We start from the raw sequence: 21,854 nt of genomic DNA, 5'->3' as shown, positions 1-21,854 counted from the left end.
CTGGCTGGACCGAAGCACGATGGGGGATCGAAACGCAGCGATCAAGCGAACGCTTGGCCGGTCAAACGTTCGTAACCTTCGCGGTAACGATCTGCGGTTTGACGGGCAATCGATTCCGGCAGCGGCGGCGGAGGGCTGTTGCGGTCCCAGTCCGATGCCTGCAGGTATTCGCGAACGAACTGTTTGTCGAAGGATCGCTGCGAGTGTCCTGGTTCGTATTCGTCGGCGGCCCAGAACCGCGAACTGTCCGGCGTCAAAACTTCATCGATCAAGATCAGCTGGTCATCGACGATGCCGAACTCAAACTTGGTGTCCGCGATCAGCAGCCCACGTTCGGCCGCGATCTTCAAGGCGTCCTGGTAGATCGCCAAACTCATCCGCCGCAGTTGAGTGGATTGTTCCTCGCCCAGCGATTCGCACATGACCTCAAACGAGACGTTCTCGTCGTGCCCTTCTTCCGCTTTGGTCGCGGGGGTGAAGATCGGTTCGCTGAGTTGGTCGCACTGCTTCAGTCCGGCTGGCAAAGCCACACCGCAGACTTCGCCGGTGGATTGGTACTCTTTCCAACCGCTGCCTTCGAGGTAACCTCGGACGACACATTCAAAGGGCACGACCGACGCCTTTCGAGTCACCATGATGCGACCTTCCAACGGCTTCGGATCGACTTTGGCGGCGACCTCTTCCGGGACCTCGGTGCTGATCAAGTGATGCGAAATCGATTGCTCGGCGTTCGGTCCGCCAGCGTTCGGGACATCCGTGTTCTGGCCGATGCGGCCGGCGTCCATTTGCTCGAACCAGAACCGGCTCATCGCGGTCAGCAAGCGACCTTTGTCGGGGATGCCCGTGGGCAAGATGTAATCGAACGCGCTGATCCGATCGCTGCTGACGATCAGCAATCGATCGCCCAGGTCGTACACGTCGCGGACCTTGCCTTGGCGGCGAGGGAATGGCAGTTCGGTGCGGAGCAGCGCACCCGTGGCATCGAATTGGTAGTGGTCATTCATGCCGCAGATGTTCGCACACCGACCGAGCGTCGACAAGCATCACCCACTGCCAGTTTCGCGTTCGCGTTCCAGTCGTAGCGGAAGTCGGCAAGCCGTAGCGGAAGTCAGCAAGCCGTAGCGGAAGTCGCCAAGACTTTCGGCAAGTCCAAACGTGCCTCCCGTGGAAACGCCAACACCATCCAACGCCGATCAGAATCGGCGTGGCCAGACGAAGCGAGAGACCACGGGGCGGGAAAGAACCAGGCCAGCTTCCGAAATCACTTCGGAGCGATCATGCAGATCATTCGACGACCGTGCTGTTGGGGCTTGGTTTCCACCTTGCCCACTTCGCTCAGGATCTCGATGACCTGTTCCATGACTTTGCGGCCTTCTTCGATGTGGGCCATTTCACGGCCGCGGAACAGCACGCTGACTTGCACCTTGTCCTTGTGTTCCAAGAACTTCTCAGCTTGGCGAACCTTGGTGCGAATGTCTTCGTCACCGGTTTTGGGCCGCAAGCGGATTTCTTTGGTCTTGGTATGAGACGAGCCGCTGTTCTTTTTCTTGTTTTTGTCGTACTTGAATTTGCCGTAATCCATGATTCGACAAACCGGTGGGCGCTCTCCGGGGGCCACTTCAACCAAATCCAGCCCCGCGTCGCGAGCGCGTTCCAGCGCTTGTTCGGTGGGAATGATTCCAAGCTGTTCCCCCTCTTCGCTGACGACTCGCACTGGAGTGATGCGGATTTGGGAGTTGATGCGAGTTGAATCGCGATTTTCCGGTTGTACGTTTCTGCGTGCCAATGCCACTAAAGCAATCTTCTCCGGCCGGGAGGCGTTCCGGCGCAAGTGGAAATCAAGTGGATGAGAACGAATGTGTGCTCACCGCAGCGGGCGGACGTGCCGTCCGATCAAAGCCGCTGCCCAAACATAGGTTAGTCAGCCTGACCAGTGGGGGAGGGATTCCTGAAAATCGCTCCAACCGCGTCAACCCCAATTTGCCAAAGTATCCAGGGGTGGGTCGGCAGCCGTCAACAGCGAAATGGCGAAATCTTTGTGTTTTCGCCAATCCGTTGCAGTCTTGAAAGCATTTCGACTCCGAGGGTCGGTTGGAATCAGTCGGAGTGAGTGCAAACCGCCCAGGATCAGATTTTGCGTGCTGGGGGAGGCTTGACGAACCGTCAGGGTCGACGCAAACTGTGCGACCGCTTGGGGAACACCGGCACTGGATTTTGTCCGCCAGACAGCCGAATTCCTAACAAAGTGCCCGCGAGACTGGCGGGAACCCTCGGGTCGAGGAAGTCGGATCACATCCGAACCTGACCCCGACGGGCGATTAGCTCAGTTGGTTAGAGCGCCACGTTGACATCGTGGAGGTCACAGATTCGAGTTCTGTATCGCCCACTCCCAAGAACCCCGCAAAACCCTGTGTTTTGCGGGGTTTTTTTGTGTCCGCACCGTTTTCAGCGTCGTCGTCGGATTGGTCAGAAAGGGACTCAAAAGGACTGTTTTTGCTGTCCTGGACTGAATTTGGTGCAAGCATTGGTGCAAGCTTTCGTGGCTCGGTTTTGTCGTCCGAATCCCCTGATTCGTTGGGAATATCTGCCGAACGGAACATCGAAAGCGTCTCGATAGCTTCGGCTGTGTCCAGCAATCGTTCGTCGGTGTACGTCCCCATCGTCAAACGGATGTTGCTATGTCGCATTGCAGCTTGGGCGATGCGAGGGGCAACGCCCGCTTTCGACAGGTGCGAGGCGAACGAATGTCGCAACGCATGAACGTGAACCACGCAGCCGTCCGCGTCCTTCTTGGGGATGCCCGCCGCTTTCAAATCGCGGTCCATGATCCGCAGCAGCCCATCGGGAACGACGAATACCCGGTCGCCGGGTTGCTTGTCCGCAATCCAGTCCCGCAGTTCCGCGACCAAATCGGACCGGACCGGCAGCGTTGAACCTTTGCGGCTTTTCTCGTTGGAATGTCGTAACCGGATGAACCCCAAATCGCCCAGCGACAAATCGCGGCATTCCAGTGTTCGCAGTTCATTCAGTCGCAGCCCCGTCAGGACGGCGGTTTTGTAAATCAACGCCCGTTCGTTCCCCAACGCAATCAGCTTTTCCTTTCGTTCGTCGGGAACCTTCGCCAGCAGCTTGCCTTTGTTCGGTCCTCGGTAAACCGTCATCGCATGTTCCAGCGGTCTGCGTCGCGCCGCGTCCAGCAGCCGCGTCAGTTCGTCGTCGGTCAATGCCCTCGCCCGCCGTCGTCGCTCTGCTTCTTCGTCCAGCTTTGCCATTCCATCGAACGGATTGGTCAGCAACCGCTTTTCACCGTTGAAATGCGTTTGCTTTCCGTTGACTCGTTTGCCGATGCACCAATTGCCGAATGCGAGCCAGGATTCGCGATAGCCGTTGTAAACCGCCGCCCCCATGTCGCGTTCGTTGGTGCGTTGTTCGCCCAGCCAGCTTTCCAGGCGGTCGACCGACAAATCACGCAACGTCCTGAAATGGCAGGTTGCCGCGGTTTCGTTCAGCTTCGTGGCGTAGTGCTGGACTCGGTCGGGGTGCGTTCCCTTGCGTCGTTGGTATTCCAAAAACGCCTCGATGTGTTCTGTGATCGGCACCGCGGCATGATCCGCGATGCGGTCCTGTTCAGGGGACAGAATGTTCGATTTAACGTGTTCAGCGCGTTTCAGCAGGTCAGCCAGTACAGCATTCGCTGCGTCCTTCTGCCGACATCCTGTCGCGACTTCGCAAACCAGGCCTTCCCCGTCTCGGTACTTCGCGGTCCAGGTGGTCGCTTCGGCTTTGATTCGTTTGCCGTTGGCGGTCAGTTCCGCGGTTCGCTTCTTGCCGCGGCGGTCGGTCCATTGAGCGAATCGTTTGGATTCGCCTTTCACCGTCCGAGCGATAATTTGTGCGCCGTCGGGAATCGGTTTCGTGTATTGCTTCTTGAAAAGCGTTGCCATCGTGATTCATCCCGGTTCAGCGAAGTCGTGATTCAAAATCTTCCTGCTTATTTGTCAGCCGGTTCAGAATCGCATCCCGGCTAACTTCAAATTGCTTGCCGAGTCCCGTAGCAATCGAGTCCAAACATTCATTGGGATAGTCGGCAGGGTTCAGTCCGGCAGTTTTGATTTGGTCAATCGCCTGAACAAACCGACGGTCCAGTTCATCTGCCGGAACCAGTAAGCAATTCGCAAACGTGTTGGCTTGGTATTCCAAAAATCCGTATTCGCGTTCGGGGAATTCCGTAAGCTGCGACTTCCAATCGTCAATCGAATCAAATTTCATGGTTTGCAAAATGTCGCTGTGCAAAACCCGGTGCCCGAGTTCATGAGCCAACGTGAACCGATATCGATTGAGGCGATTCTCCAAGACAAATTCATCTACAGAGATCGTCTGCATGTCCTGAGAGATGAACGCATCGATGTTGAAAGCCGTTTGCAAACCGCGAATTGGAACGACGTCCATTTCGTAATCGCGTTCTACGATGATTTCGATAGCCACCGGAAACTGGTTGGCATACTTGCTCTGGGATCGCACCCGAGCCGCTTCGGTTTTTAGTTGGTCATAGGACAAATACGGAACTTCCATCAGCTTTTGCGAATCCTCTCAACTAGTTCGTTCAGGTCTATTCCGCCGGTCTGTTGTTCGCTGCGAATTGTTCGGAACAACGCAGGTAATTTCTCAATGGTTTCGGCGTCGGTCAAAAGATCGGCAGGCAACCGTCCACGTTCAGCAGCAGCGGCGTCAAATAGCGTGAACCATTCGTCCCCGCCTTCCTTCAATCCTAGCGCGGTCGCGTAGGCTTGGACCCGTTCGTCCGAGTCCGGCGCAGCGAACCGGCCGCGTTCCAGCTTGCTGTAATTTCCGGCATCAAATCCGTTTAGGCTGCAAAATTCCCGCAGTGACCATCCGCCAGCTAGGCGGTACTGTTTCAACAGTTTTCCAAATTGTGTCATTTCTTGCTCTCCGATGGGTTGTTGTATTTACTTTACAACACAGCGATAGCAAAGGCAATTCGAGTTCGATCATTTTGGCGTTTGTTTGGATTGTTAAAATCTTGGCCGATAGCCGACAAATCCGCCGCATCGCGAACACGTTGTCCGAATCCACCCGTGCCGCGAACCGTCCTTCGAATCGACCCACGCAGAGCGGTCAGCGTGATTGCATCGCCGCTTGCCTTCGTCGACATCTGGTTGGAATTGCATCGTCGCTGGTTGCATCCAGAGCGATTGCAAATCGGTGGTGGTGGGTGCGTTCGTCATCGTGTCCGCCGTTCGTTGTTGGTTTGCCCCTGTCCAGCGGACCAAAAGGGGCAAACCCTTATGGTCCCTTTATGGGATAGAGGACATAGCTGTGTCCGCTTGTTTTGACCCGCAGCGTCCGGTTAATGCGGACATAGCTGTGACCGCAGAAACCGACCCGCAGCGTCCGGTTAGGGAAGTGACTCGAATCGAGCCTGTGACATTGGGAACACTCGATAGGACGATGGTCCCGAGCGAATCCCGCCGCGATGAACAACCAGCAGCAGCCCGACATCGCACAGTCGCTTGATGGAGCGACGAACGGTTCGTTCGCTGATTCCTGCTCGCTTGGCGATGTCGGTCTGCCCTGTCTTGGCGACTCCGTTTCGGGTGTCGCGATACAGCACCATCCAAACCGCCAAATCAGGTCGCGTCAGTTCACGCAGCGAGAAGTCGACGAACGCATTCAACACCGCGAAGCGGTCAGCCGTTTGTCGCTTCGGCTTGCGTTTTGGTCGTGTCATTCATCACCCCACAATCCTGCGATGGAATCCCGCAGTCGTTGGTGTTCTTCTGACATCGGCGGTTCGGTCAGTTCGAACCGTTGCCGTGTTCGGTCGAACGTCAGTTCGATGTCGGTCGGCTTGCCATAGCGTGATTTCAGTTGACGTAGTTCAACGTCCACCACACCATCGTCCGCGTCGTCGTCCGAGTTCTTCGCAGGGACAATCAGATAGGCATCGTCCGCGCCGTATTCGAGTTCGGATGACTCCCGAAACGATGCCAGCGACAAACCGTCGCCCGAGTAGCTGGAACGTCCCTTGGCATCCTTCGAACGTCCCACCGCGGACAACGCAATGACGCAGCACCCTGCATTGGCAAACCGACGAATCGAATCCATCGTCGCATCGACCGACCCCCGTTTGTCGTCATGCTTGCCGACAGGCCGAATCCGTTGGATGTAGTCCAACACGATCAAATCCACGTCGATGGAATCCGCAGCGTCCGCCACGTTTTCGAGCGACATTGGCGAACGAACAAACACCAAACGGTCCGCGATGTCGTCCAGCGTGTCGAATGCATCCGACAAGCGTTCACGCTGTCGGTCGTTCAACGTCCGGTCCTGAATGTCAGTCAATGAAACATCGCTCAGGCGGCTCAGTTGCCGTTCTAACAGCCGTTCCGGTGGCATCTCGACATTCGCCACGCAAACCCGCAACGAATCGTCAGCAGACATTGCTGTGACAACGGACTGCATGACAAATGCCGTCTTGCCCATCCCAGGTGAACCGCCCAGCAATGCGACCATTCCAGGACCAAATCGGATGTGGTCCAAACCGTCGCCGATGTGGAACCGCCGCGGCGGTTTGCCGTGCAAGACATCATCGTGCCAGTCATCGAACAATCGGTCGCACCGGACATATGATTGCCGCCCCGTCATGCCGCACCACCTTTCGACAATGCGTTGTCGATTGCACGACGAACATCGGTTGGCGTCAGCCCGCTATCCAATGCCGCCTCGGTCAACAACGCATGAGCCAAACGTGTTGGACAACCGAATTCGGCAAGGTTGGCCGCGGCGGAATACAGCAACCGATGCCGGTCGCCTTGGTCCGCGCCGTCTTGGATGAATTCCAGTGTCGAACGGTTCAGTTCCGAACGGTCCGCCGCGATGACTTTCACCGCTTCGGCTTTGCGTTTCATCGCTGCGACCGCGGCGTGCCAGTCGTCGACCGCTCGTTGGTCGATGTCCGGTTCAGTTGGCAAATCAAATTCCAGCGGCTCAGCCGATGCCGTCACGATGGAGCTCGGTTTGCGATGCATCAATTCGTCGAACGTCAGGATGCGTTTGTGACGCCCTGTCTTGCCGTGTCGGCTGTTCGGTGCCCGAAGCGGTTGCACCTTGCCGTAGACGGACGGGTCAATGACGACACGAACCGAAGCGGTCAACCCTTCCGCCAACTTCCGAACAATCGAACCGAATTCGATGGACGGTTCCGCACCGAACAACGATGTCGGCAAACCGATGTGGAACCCTTTGGAGCCCGAGAAGAACAGCAGCAGATCGGATTCGTCGATGCGATAGCGTTCGACCAGCATCATCGCCAGTCGCCGCGCATCCTGTGTTGCTGAATCAATGTCGCCTTCACGGTCGATGTCGAACCAAATGAACCGCGACCAGCATCCGCCATCAAAACCGCGGACATCCAAGGTTCCCGCCGTGTCGATGCGACGGGTCAAAATTTCGTTGTCGTATTGGAAAGGCGATAGGAACCCTTCCGAATCAATTTGTGCCAGGTCATCGCAGGCCGCGTAGGCCGCGAACGCTCGGTCGTACTGGACGACTTTGCGTTCGCGGCTACACGGTCCGACAATGCGATACCCGAGCGGCATCGCAGTGTTCACTATGCCGACTCCCTTTCACTTTGGTCGTCGTCATCGTTCGCGGCATCGTCGAACAAATCATTCACCGTCGCGCCGCCATCGTCACCGTTCCCCGAATCACCCGCCGCGGCGGTCATCGGTTCGGATTCCGGCGCGAATGCGTCCGGTGTTGGTTGAATCACTTCCATGACATCGAACCGCCGCACCCGGTTGGATTCGTTGCCGTCGTCATCGCGGCGGATACTCAGCTTGACGTTGCAACGGAACACCGCCGGCAACGGTCGTTCCAATTGTTGCAAGTCCGAGACGCCCAGCTTTTCCAAGTCGCGTTTGGTGCGAGACATCGCCGCTTCGGTGAACCAGCATTCATGCCAGAACCGCGAACCAGCGTGTTCCCCTTCCGCGACTTCGAACGTCAGTCGATAACCGGGGGTCCCTTTCGTTCTCGACTCGATGGCATCGCCTTTCACGATGTCTGCGATGTACTCGCCCTTCGGCAAGCAATCGAAGTCCCCCGCCGCGGCGGTCGAATCCCAGGCCGATTTAATCGTGTCGAGCGAACCCTGTTCGCGTAGAATGTCAGACAGTTTGCCCATTGCTTGTTTCCCCTTGCTTTGTGGTTGACGTTTTCGAAGCCGATTCAGCCGTTGCCGCGGTTGAATCGGTTTTTTGATGGAAAGAGAGCGACCGACGCAGCCGCTTCACTTTCAGAATGACCGCTTGGCGGTCGACAATTTCCCAGGTCCAAACCGAACCGCCTTTTCGCGTTTTGCGGTCGCTACGTTTGGCTCCACACTGGCGAATCAATCCATCGCGGGACAATTCGCTGATTTTCGGCCCGAGCCATTTCCCGTCACCGTCGTGTCGCCTGTTCCGATCCCGAACGATGTCGTCGGTGGTGGCTTGGCCGCTTCGGCTTTTCAGCAGCACCGTCAGTAGCGCCAACTGTGCAGCGCGGTTGCGGTCGCCAATGCTCCGCATCTCGAAAGGGGAGCCAACAAAGAGGGAGCAAACCGATACCCCCGCATCGAATAATTCTTGCTGAATCATGACCGCCGCCCCCTCGATGCAGAACCGAGGTTGGGGCAGCCAGCTTGCAACCAGTGGTCAAAGTCAGCTCGAAGAATGCGGACCAATGACCCGAGCCGAATGGGGCGCGGAAGTTTCCCGCGGTCAATCAACCTTCGGACGTGTCGGGATGAACAACCAAGTTCATTCGCGACATCGTCGACCGACATCATCGCCCGTCGCTTGCCGTCCTGAATGGCGGAAGCGACCGTTTGAGAAGTGTTCACGTCTTACCTTTTGAAAGCGTAATCCTGTTCCGTCCGTGTCAGGCACCGTGCCTGCTGGACGTGTGGGATTAAACGCAGTCAAAACCGCTACTTAAAGCGTCACAATCCAATCTGTGACGGTGGTTGTGACGCTATTTTTTGGGAACTGGCGTGACTTTCTGTTGCAGTACTGACGCAACTTTTTTGCCGATTTTTTCTGACTGTGACGCACACAACGCTCTGAATGTCGGACGAAGGTCAGTTTTTGAACGTGGCTTTTCGATGAACACGTAGGTGCGTTTCTGTTGAAATAAGACTCCGCCCAAAGACTCGAAGAAAATAGGTTCCCCTCTTGGTGCGCAACCGTCATTTTTCGCTCTGCCTATCATCTGTCGATCAATGCGTTCCCATTCAGGGTTACTCAGCTTGCTAATCTCTGACGTGAAAAGTCGCCGAGCTTCCTCATGGAGCGATGCGTCGCCAACGGACTGCGTTGCCGTTGTGTTGAGTGGGGGTTGGCTTTTCCCAGGGGGCTTTGATCTGATTCGTTCATTTCTGAATGTTTCAGCCGATTCAAGTTTTGCTTGGTACCAAAGGAATGCCGCCTGGAATACTTCATTCAATTCAAATGAGAGTTCTTCGTTGTCAACAATGCCGCGGTCATCAAACTCGATGTAGCGCAACTTGCGAATACTGGCGTAAGCATCGGTCAGTTGAACGCGAACGGTGCGAGGCGGGTTCACAATCAATACCTTGCAAGTCGCATCCAATCGCAGTTCTTCTTGAAGGCTTTGCAGTATCGCCGCCATTGCCTGGAATGATTGAAAATCAAATCTCTCCGGATGTTTCAGCCGACGACAGAATTCGTTCAGACGGTCGCAAATGTTGCGGAACTTCCGCACCGTATCGTCGATGTGAATTTTGACCGTTTCTGTCGTTCTGTTCGTCTCGCTCGATTGTGGCTTGCCTTTGTATTGGAGGAACGGCAAGCAGTTTTGCATCACCCGCGACTTTTCGTCTGCAATTCGTTGCTGCAACGCTGTGTGAGCGTCTTCGTTGTAGGGGCATGATTTCGCAAGCTTGATGCACCGAACGTTCTCAGCGGACCGTGCATCGCAAGCATCGCCAAACCGTAGGCAATGCTTCATCTGTTTGCCCCATCCTTCCAGGTGGAAAGCAAGGTCGTTCATCGGGCCACGTATGTCGATGCTTTCCGTGTTTGCGAGTTGCACCTTTGGTAGTTCGGCAAGGTCTTTTCGGCTGTAGTCCAGTAAGTCGGACAAAGGCATGAATTTGGGAATGAAGTCTCGGTGTTGTTGTTCCAGCGTTTGTAGCAAAGAAACCAAATCATCCTGCGCCTTCCCAAGGTCAAGGCGAAAGTTTGCAACATGCCCCGCTCTCAATTCTTGGTCTTGCTGTTCGTCGTCGGTTTCAGGTGTCGCAAGCAGCATCGTGATTTGGCGATGCTGAAACAACGACACTTGCATCATCGTCACCGCAAGTTCTCCCGCAGCGAGATAGGCCGCGTCGATTGCATCGCTCAGGTTCGAACCCGTCAGTTGTTCTGTTGGATGTGACATAGCAGCCTCGCATTCTTCCCACTCGGTCTCAATTTTTGCGCACAGGATGTCCCGGTCTTGGTGAAGGGCCCACGGTTTCCAGTCGAAAAGGTCGCGTCGCTGGGATTTAGCCTGGGCTGTGAAGGCGGTCGACCATGCTGCTAGGTCGCCAGTGGCTCGTTCGTCGATGCAGTCGTTTGGGAATGCGGTCAGTCTTGCAAACTCAATTTCTGCAAATTGCCCTTCAACGAACCTGTATGCAACCGCTGCGGCGGACCGTGCTGTTCGGAAGTACTGCCCAAACGCTACTGGTGTTTTTGACTTCGGCCATCGGTCCCAAAGTTCTTTGGATTGCAGTTTCTTCAATTGCTTGCGTCCACGTTGGAGGAAGCAAGCGTTGCGTATAAACTCTTCGCTGTTCCCGCTTTGAGCAGCGAAAATTACGTTGACGCTACGCACGAAACAATTGGCTAGGACTGTTGCAAATTGCTCGGTTACTGTTTTGGAATCGGCAATCAGTAACGCGAATTCCTCATCCGCCATACGACACAGACTTCGATAACTCAACACTGTTCTCCATCCAGGGAAGGCCGATCCCGAACGGTCGACGCAGAGAACATGCGTCGACCGTTGGAATCGTGCAGCGTTCCGTCGAACGCTTACCGTGTGATGCTGGCGCGGGTCAGGCACCGGCAGAGTGAGTGGGCGACCAGACCCACTGTGGTGATTTTGCCAGAACCTACCCCGAACGGCAATTCAATCATTTTGCTGCATGCGCCGGCGGATTCGGGGGGCGATAGGTCGCTGTCGATTCAGCGTCAGAAATCAGCGGCCCCCCCCCTGCATTCGGTTGGCCGCCAAAACCTTGTTTTTTGCCACAGAATGCGCACGCCTGGGGAAGCGGCATGTGGAAAGCGTTGGCTTGAGTTTTCGACCGCCCCCCCCCTGCATTCGACGAAAGGAGGAGGGGGAGGGTCTAGTTTTTCTGCGTCGATGCCAGCGAGAAGCGTTCGGAGATTGACCCGCACCGACAGGCCACCCCATTCGGAAGGACCCGCCACCGCGCATCGCCCCCCTGACCCCCGTGAACATTGACCGGACGGACTGTGTTCAGCGGTCCCTGGGCTGAATTCTACCGCAACCGAATCGAAACGCTCAGAGGGACCCAATGACGGCAGGGGGTGGTGGTGATGCTTGTTTGCTCGGTGGCTGTGCAAGATTTCAGCAGCACAGCGGTCGATGCCTTCGCAATTCATCCAGGGAAGGACCCGCAGCGGTGTCTGTCCAATCTGTTCCGTATCGCGGCGGTTCCCTTTGGCATCGCCGTGTCGGCTTGCACAAGTAGTACCTACGCCCTTTGGGTCCTCCCCAGCGTTCACGGCTCAGTACCGCGATACAGCAGCCCAGACTGTCGAGAGAGAGTTCGTACGCCCCGCCGATTCAGTCGTTCCGATTGGCGACCGCTTCGGCTTGTTCGTCCAGCACCGTCAGCAACCGTTCGACCGCATCCGACCCCAACGCCCGAGCCACGGCATCGACCAACACCGAAGCGACCGAACGTTCGTCGCACTTTTCAATCTGGTGCAAGCATTGGTGCAAGCGTTCCGCAGCACCGCGATTCGCTATGGTTTTTTGGGGTTTTTTCGCAATCTGCTCGGACGTTGACATCGTGGAGGTCACAGATTCGAGTTCTGTATCGCCCATCATCGAAAACCCCGCAAAACCCTGTGTTTTGCGGGGTTTTTTCGTGTTCGGTCGGCTCGGCTCGATCGTCCGCAGTTTGGTCAGGAAGGGACAGAAACGGACCGTTTTGACCCTCTCGGACTGCATCAGGTGCAACCAGGGGTGCAACCGTTCGCGGGGGTGCTTCCGCTTTCGTTTCCCCTGCTTTGCCGGTTCGGTCAGCTTCGGAAGCGTTCACGCTTTTCGGATTGCCAGTGGATGACATTTTCAGCCCCCCCAGTCGACCGCTAACCAACCCCGCCCAATCCACTAAAATGCCTGCAGAATGAGCGTGGGGCGTGCGGAAGTGCGTAAACGGATCACGCATGCCGGTGGCTTGAGCCGGAGTGCCCCCTAAGAAAAGGTTCATCCGTTCCCGCCACGAGGCACAGGCAGGAAGCAAACCATCATGGCGAAGAAACGAGCGACGAAGAAGGAAGTCAAAGAGGACGCCAGATGAGCGAGCTAACCAACGACAAGGAATATCGCGATTGGATCGTTTCGATCAAAAGCCAGATTCAGGGATCGCAGATCAAAGCCGCCGTCGCGGTCAATTACGCGATGCTGGAGCTTTATTGGTTCCTGGGCGAACAGATCATCGAGCGGCAGGAAACGGCCAAGTGGGGAGATGGGTTCCTGAAGCAAATGGGCAAAGACCTGTCTTCCGAGTTCCCCGAGATGAAAGGGTTTTCGCACCGAAACCTCAAGTACATGCGTCAGTGGGTTCAGTTCTGGACTGGCATCCCTGCAATTGGGCAACAAGCTGTTGCCCAATTGAACATCCCAACAGGGCAACAGCTTGTTGCCTCTTTGCCGGAGGGTGCGGCACAGCTTGCGGCGAAAATTCCCTGGGGGCACAACCTGCGAATAATGGAAAAGCTCAGCGATCCTGCCGACGCCCTTTTCTACGTGCAGAAAACGATCGAGAACAATTGGTCGCGAGCTGTTCTGACCCACCAGATCGAATCCGGCTTGCACCTGCGAGAAGGCAAGGCAATCGACAATTTCGACGCCACGTTGCCCGAACCTGAAAGCGACCTCGCTCGGCAACTGCTCCGCGATCCGTACAACTTCGATTTCCTGACGCTGACAGAGCGACACAACGAACGGGAGCTCGAAGACGGCCTGATGGACCAATTGACCAAGTTCTTGCTTGAACTTGGTGCGGGCTTCGCCTTCGTCGGTCGGCAATACAAGCTCAACGTCGATGGCGATGAGTACAGCATCGACCTGCTGTTCTATCACTTGAAGCTGCACTGCTATGTCGTCATCGAGCTGAAGGTCGACAAGTTCAAGCCCGAGTACGCGGGCAAAATGAACTTCTACATCTCAGCCGTCGACAGCCAAGTCCGCACCGAAGCCGACGGCCCCACGCTCGGAATCCTGATCTGCAAAAGTAAAAGCGACATCAAAGTCGAGTACTCTCTCCGCGACCTCACCAAACCCATCGGCGTCAGCGAGTACCAGATCACAGAACACCTGCCTGACGACTTGCGATCGTCGTTGCCAACGATCGAGCAGATTGAAGCGGAGTTGGGGAAAGCTGACGACTGACGTCACTTCTGACGAAATGGCTGACGCGAGTGAATCGTCGTTTGCATCCACTCACTGCAATTCCCAACGGTCCCAAAGCAATACTCTTCTCTGATCACATAGCCGCAACGCGTCGTCCGCCAACGGGTTGAGGGCGCAGCTCGAATGGGTCAGCGATGCTTCGCTTTCCGAAACGAGACAACATCGCGGCGACGTCGGAGTAGTCCAGTTGCTCGCTGCGAACCGTTCGTTGAATTTCCGGACGGGCAATGCTGGGAATCCGCACGGCAAAGAACGGCCAGATCTCCTTGGACCGGTAGACCTTTTCCACATCAGGAAATGGCACCAGGGGTGAGACGCGATCCTGCGTCTTGAACTCGTCGGTGTAGCGAAGCGACCAGCCGGTCGCATCCCGCGACAAGATTAGCATTGGCAGTTCACCCATGCACAGCAAAAACACCGCGTCAGCAGACCGATCGTCGGATACGCCATGGCCACTTGAAACGCCACGAAACATTCGCATGAACTTATTAAACATCGGTTGTCTCTCCGGCTAGAACGCGACGAAACTGCTCGGTGCGGTACTCCACTAATCGGCAAATCCAAGATCGTCGCAAAGGCGATACCAAATTGCGGAATTCTTCCCTCAAGATCTCTCCTACCAAATCAACCGGCTCACGGTCGATGCCGTTCAAAATATTGAATTGTGTGATCATTTCCGGTGAACGATCAAAGATGGATTCGAGCAACTGGAAATGGTTGACCCGACCGACTCCGGCGACGCCAATCTTGGAACTTGAATTGCGGCAGTACTTTCGCAACACGTCTTCGGGACGACGCCCGTCCAAGTTCATCTTAGACAGTTTTTCCTCGGTGTGGTTCCAAAACAAGGCTCGGGCGGTGTCGTAAATTGGGCTGAAACGGGGGGGGTGATGACTTTCCGGGTGGCAGATTACTGCCCAGTTGAAGAAATGACGATCGTTGTTACCCACTAACGCATCAAATGCCAGCATCCGATTGAACCCGCACCGAACCTCGTCTGCCGACTGGGGAACCATCGCTTTGATCGAGTCTACCGCGAAGTCGTAGTCGAAGTACTCCGGTGCTTTGTTCTCGTTCTCGACTGCTTCGACGAATTCGCGGCCATGATCCTGAAGATAGGAAGCAAAAAGATCGGCTCCGTGCAGGAGATACTCTTGACTACTCAGAAAGTATCGACTGAGGAAGCGAAGCTGTCCTTTCACGTGAGCTAAGCGAGACTCGGCAATCTCCATGCCGATTGCTTGTCCGATTCGGGTGATGAGGTGCTCCGTCACGGATTCATTGGGATACCATTTGTGACCAACTTTCGCGATGTATCGTGGCCACGTTCGTCGGTTGGCCCGCCGGCAACTTCCAGCACCGTATTCATAAACAGCCAGGAAGTCTTTGGGAGCATCACCCGTCATGGCCTCGTCGATTGCGATCCAATCTCGCGACTTCAAATTTGGACAGAAACGATTCGCGTTGACGGACATTCCACTCTTGTTAATGATCACCGGCACTTCGATGTGGTTCACGCTAGTGCTCGATGTTCGAGTTGACACTGAATGAGCGTCGCAGGCTTACTATTTGCACAGCAGTCTACCATCGCTTGTCCATCGATATGGTTTGGCCGTGGTGCGATTGTAGTCTTCGATGAAACGAAGAATGCGATCTTGCAAGTCGTCCAACGAACAGAACGATCCGTAGCGTGTCAGTTTCTTCCGCAGAGTCCCCAACCAGATTTCGATTTGATTGAGCCAACTGCAATGCTTGGGTGTGTACTCGTATTCCCGGCGTACGATTAGGCCGCTGAGAGGAAGCATGTCTGCAGCAATTCGCTCCAATGCTTGGATAAGAGGCATGTCCTGCGTTGAGTCTGACTGACGGAGGAACGACGAAGCAGTTCGGCAGGGGGCTTTCATCATTTGGAATGTTTTGGGTAGCGTCGTTGCTCCCACGTGCAACCGGGGCGAACGCCCAAACGGCTCACATCGTTGCACCCGATCATTCCTGCCGACCTGCTTCGACGCGAGTTCAAATGCAGTGCGGGATTCTCGTCGCCAGCGACAAGGGTGGCAGCGGGAAGCGACACCTCTCCAGCCAAGCCGTCTGCCTTGCCGGTGTGACTTTTCGCCACGGGGAAATCTTCTTTGATATTGTACCCCTGTGTGTGCAGGTTTCGTTAGGATGGGCGGATGGTTCGATCGTCAAGGAGATTTCGCGTGTTTACCCGTCCAGCATCCGTGTCAGCAACCCGGCCCGCTCACATCCAGCCCGCTCACATCCGGTGCAGGAAGTCGTGTGGGCACCGTTCGATGCTGATGTGTTGCGAGCTGGCTCGGGCATGCGAGCTTGTTTGCCAGCCCTGCCGGGCTTCATGGTGATGGCACCTTCACGAATCTGGCGTTCGTTCCATGAGTAGCATGGCATTCGATGCGACCAAACGGCTGTCTGCTGAACCGGCGGCGAAGTTGAAACCCAAGGAACATGGTGCCTACGCGATCCTTGCAATTCCGCTGATCACGTCCTTGATCGTCGCTGGGCTCACTTGGGGCGGACTTTGTGTCGCCGCCGCTTCCGGGGCTGGTTTTCTGGCTCATGAACCGTTGGACCTTGGTCGCTGGCACTGTCGCCACGGCCATTTGGATGATGATCCCTCTTTCAGAAAGCACTTGAGATGACCAACACGACTCCCGCCGGCCAATTGATCGACCTGCATGATGTCACCACCGACGGCCAGCCCAAGCCGAAACTGCTGGTCCAAACCGGACCAATGAACGTGATGCGATTGGTGCTGCCGGCCGGCAAAGCGATCCCTGAGCACAAGGCCGCCAAGGACATCACGGTCCAGTGCGTGGCCGGGAAGGTTGAGTTCACGACCATGGGCGAGACTCAAACCATGACGCCGGGGACGATGCTGTTCCTGCCTCCCGAAGAACTGCACAGCCTGACGGCGATCGAAGATTCCATCATGCTGGTAACGAAAGCGAACTGAGACAAGCCCTGCAGCGAACGGCCTTGATCACAACAGGCATCTGCGGCTGGATGATTGGTGGCAGGGTTGGTTCGGTGACACGGCTCGATCACGTCAGCGGCCGTTCTGAGTGATCACCGGTCCATGGGAGAGTCACCAACCAATGGTGATGCGTTCATTCACATCCTGTCCGATCGCCGCAGTCCGCTTCAAACCGAATGACGAAACCGAGCCTCTGCGCACCAGACACCGCCCTGCTCCGAGTTCGGTGTCTTCGTGTCCGCATGGTTGCGGAGGAAATTGCTCGGATGACTTCCGGATCAGTGGAACGGCGCTGCACGTGGGAAGGCACGGGTTCTTGGGAGAAAGCTTTCGATTTCTGACCTGTGGACATTTCGCCGATTCAATCATGAGAAAACCGATTCTTGCCGCTTCCGCCCTCACCGTGTTGGTTGGTGGTTTCCTCTTCTCGCAGCATTTTCGCAGAAGCGCGGCAAGGGAGCGGTCACGCGATGACACACAGGTTGCCCAAGAAGTGAGGGGCGAATTTCGGCGGCAACTCGCCGAGCTTGATCCCGAGCATCCCATTCGACAACGATACAGGAGGTTTCTGGAACTGCGAGCTGCCAGGGCACCCTCGCCGGCAACGATCACGTTGTGCTGAATCCGAATCAAACCGCTCAAATGATTCGCACGGGAGCTGTCGCGTGGGTGAATGATCCGTGCCCCTGGTCACGAAAGAAACGTCTGCCAGCCAGCGTCGGCGCTGGGGGCGGGCTGCTTCGGTCCCCGGTCTGCTGGCCGGATCACCCAGTGCCCGCAATCGCTTTCTCAGCCGCCCGCTTGGCCGCCTGCATCGCTTTGCCAATCGGCAGGCCAGCGAACGGGAACTGCAGTTCCACTTCCGACCCTTCGAACACGGTTTCAATCGCGTGGCGATATTCCTTCCCGCCCAAACCGATCACGGTGTGGAACTTTGCCAACCCATGGTCGAGGGCTTGTTGCGACAGCGTGTTCAAATCAATCGGCCCTGACGACTTTGTTTTGAAAGTGACTTCGTAGGGGCCTGGCAAGACGAAGTCCGGGGCAATGAAACCGTGCTTCGCACTGAGGATGAGCCATTGATCGCCGACACATTCCGCGTACCGACGATTGACCTTGAACGGCGATCCCACGTAAGCATCGCGAGCGATCGTCGGCCCCGCCAAGGGATTCTTTGACCAAACCTTGCTGCTGCCGCACGGAACGATCACGAGTGTTGTCTTCGTCATCAGTGGCTCTCGTCATCTGGTTTTGATTCGTGCAAGATCTCAACAAATTCCCCCAGCACCCGAAGGTCCGTCGCCGATTCCTCGTCAATTTGGATTGCCGAAAACTCGGGGTTGAGGGGCTGCAGCTCGATGGCTTGGTGCTGCCAACCGTCTTCGTCGGCGCGTTTGGTGGAGTGGTATCGCTTCACTGTGTAGCGTCCTCCGTCCACCGGATCGGCATGGGTGTTCAGTTGAACGAGTACCAAACGATTCTGCCGCGAACCGGCTGGGCAGGGACGAAACAGACACAGGCTTCCACTGGTGATTCGAGGCTCCATGGAGTGACCGATCACCCGTGCGGCGAACATCCCTCGTGATAGCTTGCGGTCGGCAACCTCGATCCAGCCAATCTCTTCGGGAACACCTTCCGGCCCGAAGCCTCCGGCCGCGGCAACCAAGTCAACCGCCGGGACGTGGCTGGCATATTTGGCAGAGTCTTTGACCGACGGCTCGATCACCCATTCCGGATTTTCCGGTTCTGCAATCGGCTCTGTGATTTGGCGTTCGGTTGCAGCAGCAACCACGTCTTGGACGCCGGCCGGCTCCACCTGCCAATGCCCCTCATGCCGTTTGAAATGCACGCGAAAGTCTGTGCCCGGCAACCCCGCGTCATCCCCAAACCACTGCCGAAGCAGTTCCGGTAAACGATTCTTCTTTTCACCCTGGGGATGTGCGACGTTGCAGGCGACTTTTACAAACTTGAACGTCCACCCATCACCACTGGGCAGCTGCACTTCGGTCGGGCCCACCGGTCGCCCCGGTTCTTTCTCCACCGTCGGAATGAAAAGAATCGGCTTTCCATTTGCGTGAGAAACCTTTCCCGAGAACGAATGCGTTGACTCAGGCGACTCCGCCAAGCGTTTCGATTGGATGTACCGAGCCAAACGTCCTTCCACCAACTCTTCCGTCATGGATTCCAGGGAACCACGCAGTTCGGTCGGGCAATCGATTGCCAACCGCATTTGGTCGCCCGTCCGCTTGAACCAACGCGAGCCGTTTTGGTTGTCCAGCCATCGATCAATCGGCCACTTGATCCACCATGTCATCCACTCCGCGTCGCTCGCATGGCGATGATCGATCGCGTGCTTGCCCTCCAGCAGGTCTTGCCGGAGAACGGGGTGTTCCAGCATGTGAGTCCGGCAGCGTTTGGCAAACTCTGGCAAGTCGACTGGATCAAAGAACGATGATTGATCCAGCAACACGCGAAGCACCACCATCTTGTACGACTTGTTCAGGTTGGTCGTCTCCACCGTCTTGAACCAATTTCCGAACAAGCCAAGCGTTTGCTGTTCGTCGTCATTCAGGTCGCCTTCGTCAGCCGCGAAAGCAAACCAGCTGCCTGCACTGCGACTGATCGTTCCTGGGATGTACCCGCGAGTGACCAATTCCGATGGAGCCGGGCGACGCCCCAGTTCATCACGCAGCCCGCGATACGCCTCGACCCCGGCGGCGGCTCCCGTGGGGAGGAACTGTTTCAACAGATCCTGTGCTTCCAGTTCAACATCCAGCAAGCAACCTTCGGGCAACTCCGGAGGTGAACCCTGGATCCAATTCCTCAAATCACCCCACTGAGCCGTGTGGTTCCCCAGCGACAAGAGGTGCAGCATTCGTTGAGCGAACAAGCGGTGGTTGCCGACGAAATCGATCACCAACAACCGTGTCTTGCCCATGCTGGCTCGCAATCCACGGCCGAGCTGCTGAAGGAAGACAACCTTCGATTCCGTGGGCCGCAGCATCACAACGCGATCCACCGCTGGGACATCCAGCCCCTCGTTGAACATGTCGACCACGCACAGGGTTTCCAGCGAGCCATCACGCAACTGTTCCAGCGATTGTCCGTAGCTGTCACCGCCTCCGCCTGAGAACACCGCTGCTGAGCGGACGCCTTTCGCGCGCAGCCAATCACGCGCGAACTTGGCATGACGCCGAGAGCAACAAAAGACAATCGTTCGCTCACCGGGATGCTCGTTGATTGCTTGCCACAATCGTTCCATCCGCTCGCTCGTCGCGACGCGTTGTTCCAGCTCATCGGGATCGAACCGGCCGTTGCGCCACGGGACTTGTTCGAAGTCCACCGTGTCTCGAATGCCAACGTAGTGGAACGGAACCAACGCTCCCTCTTCGATGCCCGTGCCAATGGAGGCGTGATAGGCCAAGTTGTCATCGAAGATGCTGACCACATCGACACCATCGGTGCGTTCGGGAGTCGCGGTCAAACCCAGCACGAAATCTGCGTCCAGCTTTGCCAGCACACGGCGGTATGTGGGTGCTTCTGCGTGATGAACTTCATCGATGATCACGTAGTCGAAACGCTCGTTCGCCAGACGCTTCAGGCCCTCGGGGCGAGCGAGTTTTTGAATCGAGGCAACCACCAACTCACCGTCCAGTTCACTACGGGAGCCGACATACCATGACGTTTGCGCCGCCAGCGAATCGCCATCCTCGAACGCGTCGTCCAGCAGTTGGGACAGAACACCTTCGGCTTGCGACAAAATGTGCGAGCGGTGTGCAATCACCAGCACCCGCGGGCGTCGTGTGAGTGTCTCCCCGACTTGCCGCACATCAAAGGCAGCCAACCAAGTCTTCCCCATCCCGGTGGCCACTGAGATCAACGCCTTGGCGAAACCTTCGGCACGCAGCTTGGCGAGAGACCCCAGCGCCGCCGCCTGCCAAGGCCGAGGCTCAGGAATCGTTGTCTGGTCGATGCTCTGGGGTTCGAAGTGTTCCTTGCGATACGCTTTCGCATCCAGCCGATACTGCTCCACCAGATCAACCGTCAGCGGTTCCGCGGACTGCCATAGCTCATCAAACGCCTCGACGAAATCGTCGGGCACGCCAACGTGTCCTCGGCTGGAACAGATCAGATTCCATTCGACACCCGTTTCCAATGCGGCCTTCGACAGGTTGCTGCTGCCAACCGCCACCAACGAACCGTGGTCATCCATGATTCGCCACGCCTTGGGATGGAATGAATCTGGTCCCCGCGAAAGCGACTTATGTTTCACCAGCCGCGCCCGCAGCTCGCCACGCAAGGCTTCGTCGTCGCCAACCGTGTCCTGCCACGCGAGCAACCGAGCCAAAGCTTTCGGATGCGAGATGTACAGGTAATCGCTGACCAGGATTCGAACGGCGGCGTCTCGCTGCAACGTTTCGAACAGCCGACCTTCGATCACCGCGAGGCCGGAAGGCTGGACAAACGAAGCCAGCACGTCGACTTTCCTCGCATCCGCCATCCGGTCCGAGAGTCGTTCCCACAACGTCGAATCCGGATACCCGGTCAACAGTTCCAAGCGTGGAGCGTTCGTCGCGTTGCCGGCCTCCGCTTGCGCTGTCTGGGCCGGTGTCTCATCGACCAGGTAGTTCGCTTTCTCGGGAATCACGTATCGAACACCGCCACGTGGATCCGGCACATCGCCGCGATAGCGAGGGATCACATGAACGTGAACATGCATGACGGTTTGACCAGCGGTTTCGCCGCAGTTGAAACCGACGTTGTATCCAGTGGGCTTGGGATCCAGCGTTTCGTCCAGCCGTTGCTTGACCACGTTGACCAAGCCCATCAGCGCAGCTTGTTCTTCTGGCGAGGCCTCAAACCAAGTCGGCACCACGCGGCGAGTCACCACCAGCGCATGGCCACGTGTCACCGGAAAACGATCATGGAAGGCGAACGCCAATTCGTTCGCCGCGATCCAATCCTTTTTGTCGACACTCAGAAACGGAGAGCGATCCATGCGTTCCTCAAACGTGTGTCGTGTCGATCCAGTGAGCTCACCTATCGGAGCGTGGCAGACCCCCTGCCTGCTTGTTTGGTGGTCCCTGGCACAATAGGATGGCGGGCTTCAGTTTGC

Annotated in this window: 22 protein-coding genes, 1 tRNA gene and 1 pseudogene; 6 read left to right on the top strand and 18 right to left on the bottom strand. The window is 56.5% G+C overall.

All coding sequences use genetic code 11. The features are described from left to right. Positions 1–41: 41 nt before the first annotated feature. Together PSR62_RS24790 and infC are read right to left on the bottom strand one after the other, a co-directional pair. The gene (locus PSR62_RS24790; protein WP_274405636.1) at positions 42–1,004 is read right to left on the bottom strand and encodes a phosphoribosylaminoimidazolesuccinocarboxamide synthase; all 963 of its coding nucleotides are present in this window, start codon (positions 1,002–1,004) and stop codon (positions 42–44) included. 257 nt (positions 1,005–1,261) lie between these two features. Beyond that, entirely contained in the window at positions 1,262–1,792 is a 531-nt protein-coding gene (infC, locus tag PSR62_RS24785; protein WP_047814130.1) for a translation initiation factor IF-3, read from the bottom strand. A 520-nt stretch (positions 1,793–2,312) separates the two neighbouring features. Between infC and PSR62_RS24780 the strand changes: the two genes are divergently transcribed. Continuing rightward, positions 2,313–2,386, top strand: a tRNA-Val gene (locus PSR62_RS24780). A gap of 313 nt (positions 2,387–2,699) precedes the next feature. Here PSR62_RS24780 and PSR62_RS24775 read toward each other — a convergent pair. The 8 genes and pseudogenes from PSR62_RS24775 to PSR62_RS24740 all read right to left on the bottom strand — a co-directional run. Beyond that, positions 2,700–3,161, bottom strand: a pseudogene (locus tag PSR62_RS24775) (tyrosine-type recombinase/integrase); the annotation flags it as partial. A gap of 799 nt (positions 3,162–3,960) precedes the next feature. After that, positions 3,961–4,572, bottom strand: a complete 612-nt coding sequence (locus PSR62_RS24770; RefSeq protein WP_274405635.1) for an ImmA/IrrE family metallo-endopeptidase — start codon at positions 4,570–4,572, stop codon at positions 3,961–3,963. Beyond that, positions 4,572–4,940, bottom strand: a complete 369-nt coding sequence (locus PSR62_RS24765) for a helix-turn-helix domain-containing protein (protein ID WP_274405634.1) — start codon at positions 4,938–4,940, stop codon at positions 4,572–4,574. Before PSR62_RS24765 ends, PSR62_RS24770 begins: the two co-directional genes overlap by 1 nt. Positions 4,941–4,972: 32 nt before the next feature. Further along, complete coding sequence (locus PSR62_RS24760; protein ID WP_274405633.1) at positions 4,973–5,173, bottom strand: hypothetical protein; 201 nt, start codon at positions 5,171–5,173, stop codon at positions 4,973–4,975. A 243-nt stretch (positions 5,174–5,416) separates the two neighbouring features. Then, the gene (locus PSR62_RS24755) at positions 5,417–5,749 is read right to left on the bottom strand and encodes a helix-turn-helix domain-containing protein (RefSeq protein ID WP_274405632.1); all 333 of its coding nucleotides are present in this window, start codon (positions 5,747–5,749) and stop codon (positions 5,417–5,419) included. Further along, a complete protein-coding gene (locus tag PSR62_RS24750; RefSeq protein WP_274405631.1) occupies positions 5,746–6,630 on the bottom strand; it encodes a DnaB-like helicase C-terminal domain-containing protein in 885 nt (294 codons plus the stop codon). Before PSR62_RS24750 ends, PSR62_RS24755 begins: the two co-directional genes overlap by 4 nt. A 32-nt stretch (positions 6,631–6,662) precedes the next feature. Further along, on the bottom strand, positions 6,663–7,631 hold the full coding sequence (locus PSR62_RS24745) for a DNA primase small subunit domain-containing protein (RefSeq protein ID WP_274405630.1): 969 nt from the start codon (positions 7,629–7,631) through the stop codon (positions 6,663–6,665). Next, on the bottom strand, positions 7,631–8,206 hold the full coding sequence (locus PSR62_RS24740) for a hypothetical protein (RefSeq protein ID WP_007339761.1): 576 nt from the start codon (positions 8,204–8,206) through the stop codon (positions 7,631–7,633). The genes PSR62_RS24745 and PSR62_RS24740 overlap by 1 nt, the downstream gene beginning before the upstream one ends. 76 nt (positions 8,207–8,282) lie before the next feature. Here PSR62_RS24740 and PSR62_RS24735 point away from each other — a divergent pair, with 76 nt between their 5' ends. Then, entirely contained in the window at positions 8,283–8,549 is a 267-nt protein-coding gene (locus PSR62_RS24735) for a hypothetical protein (RefSeq protein ID WP_274405629.1), read from the top strand. Between the two features lie 107 nt (positions 8,550–8,656). On the opposite strand, the gene PSR62_RS25855 is transcribed toward PSR62_RS24735, so the two are convergent. The 3 genes from PSR62_RS25855 to PSR62_RS24725 form a co-directional block, all read right to left on the bottom strand. Then, positions 8,657–8,848 carry a helix-turn-helix domain-containing protein gene (locus tag PSR62_RS25855; RefSeq protein WP_443217467.1) on the bottom strand — a complete coding sequence of 64 codons (192 nt, stop codon included), beginning with the start codon at positions 8,846–8,848 and terminating at the stop codon, positions 8,657–8,659. 188 nt (positions 8,849–9,036) lie between these two features. Continuing rightward, positions 9,037–10,986, bottom strand: a complete 1,950-nt coding sequence (locus tag PSR62_RS24730) for a hypothetical protein (protein ID WP_274405628.1) — start codon at positions 10,984–10,986, stop codon at positions 9,037–9,039. 897 nt (positions 10,987–11,883) lie between these two features. Further along, positions 11,884–12,111: a hypothetical protein gene (locus PSR62_RS24725; protein WP_274405627.1), complete on the bottom strand. Its 228-nt coding sequence runs from the start codon at positions 12,109–12,111 to the stop codon at positions 11,884–11,886. Between the two features lie 510 nt (positions 12,112–12,621). On the opposite strand from PSR62_RS24725, the gene PSR62_RS24720 reads away from it, so the two are divergent. Further along, the gene (locus PSR62_RS24720; RefSeq protein WP_274405626.1) at positions 12,622–13,719 is read left to right on the top strand and encodes a PDDEXK nuclease domain-containing protein; all 1,098 of its coding nucleotides are present in this window, start codon (positions 12,622–12,624) and stop codon (positions 13,717–13,719) included. Positions 13,720–13,813: 94 nt separating this feature from the next. Here the strand turns inward: PSR62_RS24720 and PSR62_RS24715 are convergent, their stop codons facing one another. From PSR62_RS24715 to PSR62_RS24705, 3 genes are read right to left on the bottom strand one after another with little or no spacing between them, the layout of a single operon-like run. Further along, positions 13,814–14,221, bottom strand: coding sequence for a hypothetical protein (locus PSR62_RS24715; RefSeq protein WP_274405624.1), 408 nt, complete (start codon positions 14,219–14,221; stop codon positions 13,814–13,816). Positions 14,222–14,228: 7 nt separating this feature from the next. Then, a complete protein-coding gene (locus PSR62_RS24710) occupies positions 14,229–15,257 on the bottom strand; it encodes a HipA domain-containing protein (protein ID WP_274405623.1) in 1,029 nt (342 codons plus the stop codon). 48 nt (positions 15,258–15,305) lie between these two features. Further along, complete coding sequence (locus tag PSR62_RS24705) at positions 15,306–15,584, bottom strand: transposase (protein ID WP_274405622.1); 279 nt, start codon at positions 15,582–15,584, stop codon at positions 15,306–15,308. An 86-nt stretch (positions 15,585–15,670) separates the two neighbouring features. On the opposite strand from PSR62_RS24705, the gene PSR62_RS24700 reads away from it, so the two are divergent. The 3 genes from PSR62_RS24700 to PSR62_RS24690 are packed head-to-tail and all read left to right on the top strand — an operon-like array spanning position 15,671 to position 16,717. Beyond that, complete coding sequence (locus tag PSR62_RS24700) at positions 15,671–16,144, top strand: hypothetical protein (protein WP_274405621.1); 474 nt, start codon at positions 15,671–15,673, stop codon at positions 16,142–16,144. 1 nt (position 16,145) lies between these two features. Continuing rightward, a complete protein-coding gene (locus PSR62_RS24695; protein WP_274405620.1) occupies positions 16,146–16,403 on the top strand; it encodes a YwiC-like family protein in 258 nt (85 codons plus the stop codon). Continuing rightward, positions 16,400–16,717 (top strand): cupin domain-containing protein, encoded by a 318-nt coding sequence (locus PSR62_RS24690; protein WP_274405619.1) that lies wholly within the window; start codon positions 16,400–16,402, stop codon positions 16,715–16,717. The genes PSR62_RS24695 and PSR62_RS24690 overlap by 4 nt, the downstream gene beginning before the upstream one ends. A gap of 785 nt (positions 16,718–17,502) precedes the next feature. On the opposite strand, the gene PSR62_RS24685 is transcribed toward PSR62_RS24690, so the two are convergent. After that, the gene (locus PSR62_RS24685) at positions 17,503–17,967 is read right to left on the bottom strand and encodes a DUF6884 domain-containing protein (RefSeq protein WP_274405618.1); all 465 of its coding nucleotides are present in this window, start codon (positions 17,965–17,967) and stop codon (positions 17,503–17,505) included. Next, positions 17,967–21,737: a DEAD/DEAH box helicase family protein gene (locus PSR62_RS24680; protein ID WP_274405617.1), complete on the bottom strand. Its 3,771-nt coding sequence runs from the start codon at positions 21,735–21,737 to the stop codon at positions 17,967–17,969. The genes PSR62_RS24685 and PSR62_RS24680 overlap by 1 nt, the downstream gene beginning before the upstream one ends. Positions 21,738–21,854 lie beyond the last annotated feature (117 nt).

Source organism: Rhodopirellula sp. P2 (genome assembly GCF_028768465.1).
Taxonomy (GTDB): Bacteria; Planctomycetota; Planctomycetia; order Pirellulales; family Pirellulaceae; genus Rhodopirellula.
Note: the sequence above shows the minus strand (reverse complement) of the source record. Positions and strands in the feature narration are given on the sequence as shown.

Excerpts from the sequence above, each read along its gene's own strand:
- PSR62_RS24790 (WP_274405636.1), bottom strand. The coding sequence starts at position 1,004 with ATGAATGACCACTACCAATTCGATGCCACGGGTGCGCTGCTCCGCACC.
- PSR62_RS24770 (WP_274405635.1), bottom strand. The coding sequence starts at position 4,572 with ATGGAAGTTCCGTATTTGTCCTATGACCAACTAAAAACCGAAGCGGCT.
- PSR62_RS24765 (WP_274405634.1), bottom strand. The coding sequence starts at position 4,940 with ATGACACAATTTGGAAAACTGTTGAAACAGTACCGCCTAGCTGGCGGA.
- PSR62_RS24760 (WP_274405633.1), bottom strand. The coding sequence starts at position 5,173 with ATGTCGACGAAGGCAAGCGGCGATGCAATCACGCTGACCGCTCTGCGT.
- PSR62_RS24755 (WP_274405632.1), bottom strand. The coding sequence starts at position 5,749 with ATGACACGACCAAAACGCAAGCCGAAGCGACAAACGGCTGACCGCTTC.
- PSR62_RS24740 (WP_007339761.1), bottom strand. The coding sequence starts at position 8,206 with ATGGGCAAACTGTCTGACATTCTACGCGAACAGGGTTCGCTCGACACG.
- PSR62_RS24735 (WP_274405629.1), top strand. The coding sequence starts at position 8,283 with ATGGAAAGAGAGCGACCGACGCAGCCGCTTCACTTTCAGAATGACCGC.
- PSR62_RS25855 (WP_443217467.1), bottom strand. The coding sequence starts at position 8,848 with ATGTCGGTCGACGATGTCGCGAATGAACTTGGTTGTTCATCCCGACAC.
- PSR62_RS24730 (WP_274405628.1), bottom strand. The coding sequence starts at position 10,986 with ATGGCGGATGAGGAATTCGCGTTACTGATTGCCGATTCCAAAACAGTA.
- PSR62_RS24725 (WP_274405627.1), bottom strand. The coding sequence starts at position 12,111 with ATGTCAACGTCCGAGCAGATTGCGAAAAAACCCCAAAAAACCATAGCG.
- PSR62_RS24720 (WP_274405626.1), top strand. The coding sequence starts at position 12,622 with ATGAGCGAGCTAACCAACGACAAGGAATATCGCGATTGGATCGTTTCG.
- PSR62_RS24715 (WP_274405624.1), bottom strand. The coding sequence starts at position 14,221 with ATGCGAATGTTTCGTGGCGTTTCAAGTGGCCATGGCGTATCCGACGAT.
- PSR62_RS24705 (WP_274405622.1), bottom strand. The coding sequence starts at position 15,584 with ATGCCTCTTATCCAAGCATTGGAGCGAATTGCTGCAGACATGCTTCCT.
- PSR62_RS24695 (WP_274405620.1), top strand. The coding sequence starts at position 16,146 with ATGGCATTCGATGCGACCAAACGGCTGTCTGCTGAACCGGCGGCGAAG.
- PSR62_RS24690 (WP_274405619.1), top strand. The coding sequence starts at position 16,400 with ATGACCAACACGACTCCCGCCGGCCAATTGATCGACCTGCATGATGTC.
- PSR62_RS24685 (WP_274405618.1), bottom strand. The coding sequence starts at position 17,967 with ATGACGAAGACAACACTCGTGATCGTTCCGTGCGGCAGCAGCAAGGTT.
- PSR62_RS24680 (WP_274405617.1), bottom strand. The coding sequence starts at position 21,737 with ATGGATCGCTCTCCGTTTCTGAGTGTCGACAAAAAGGATTGGATCGCG.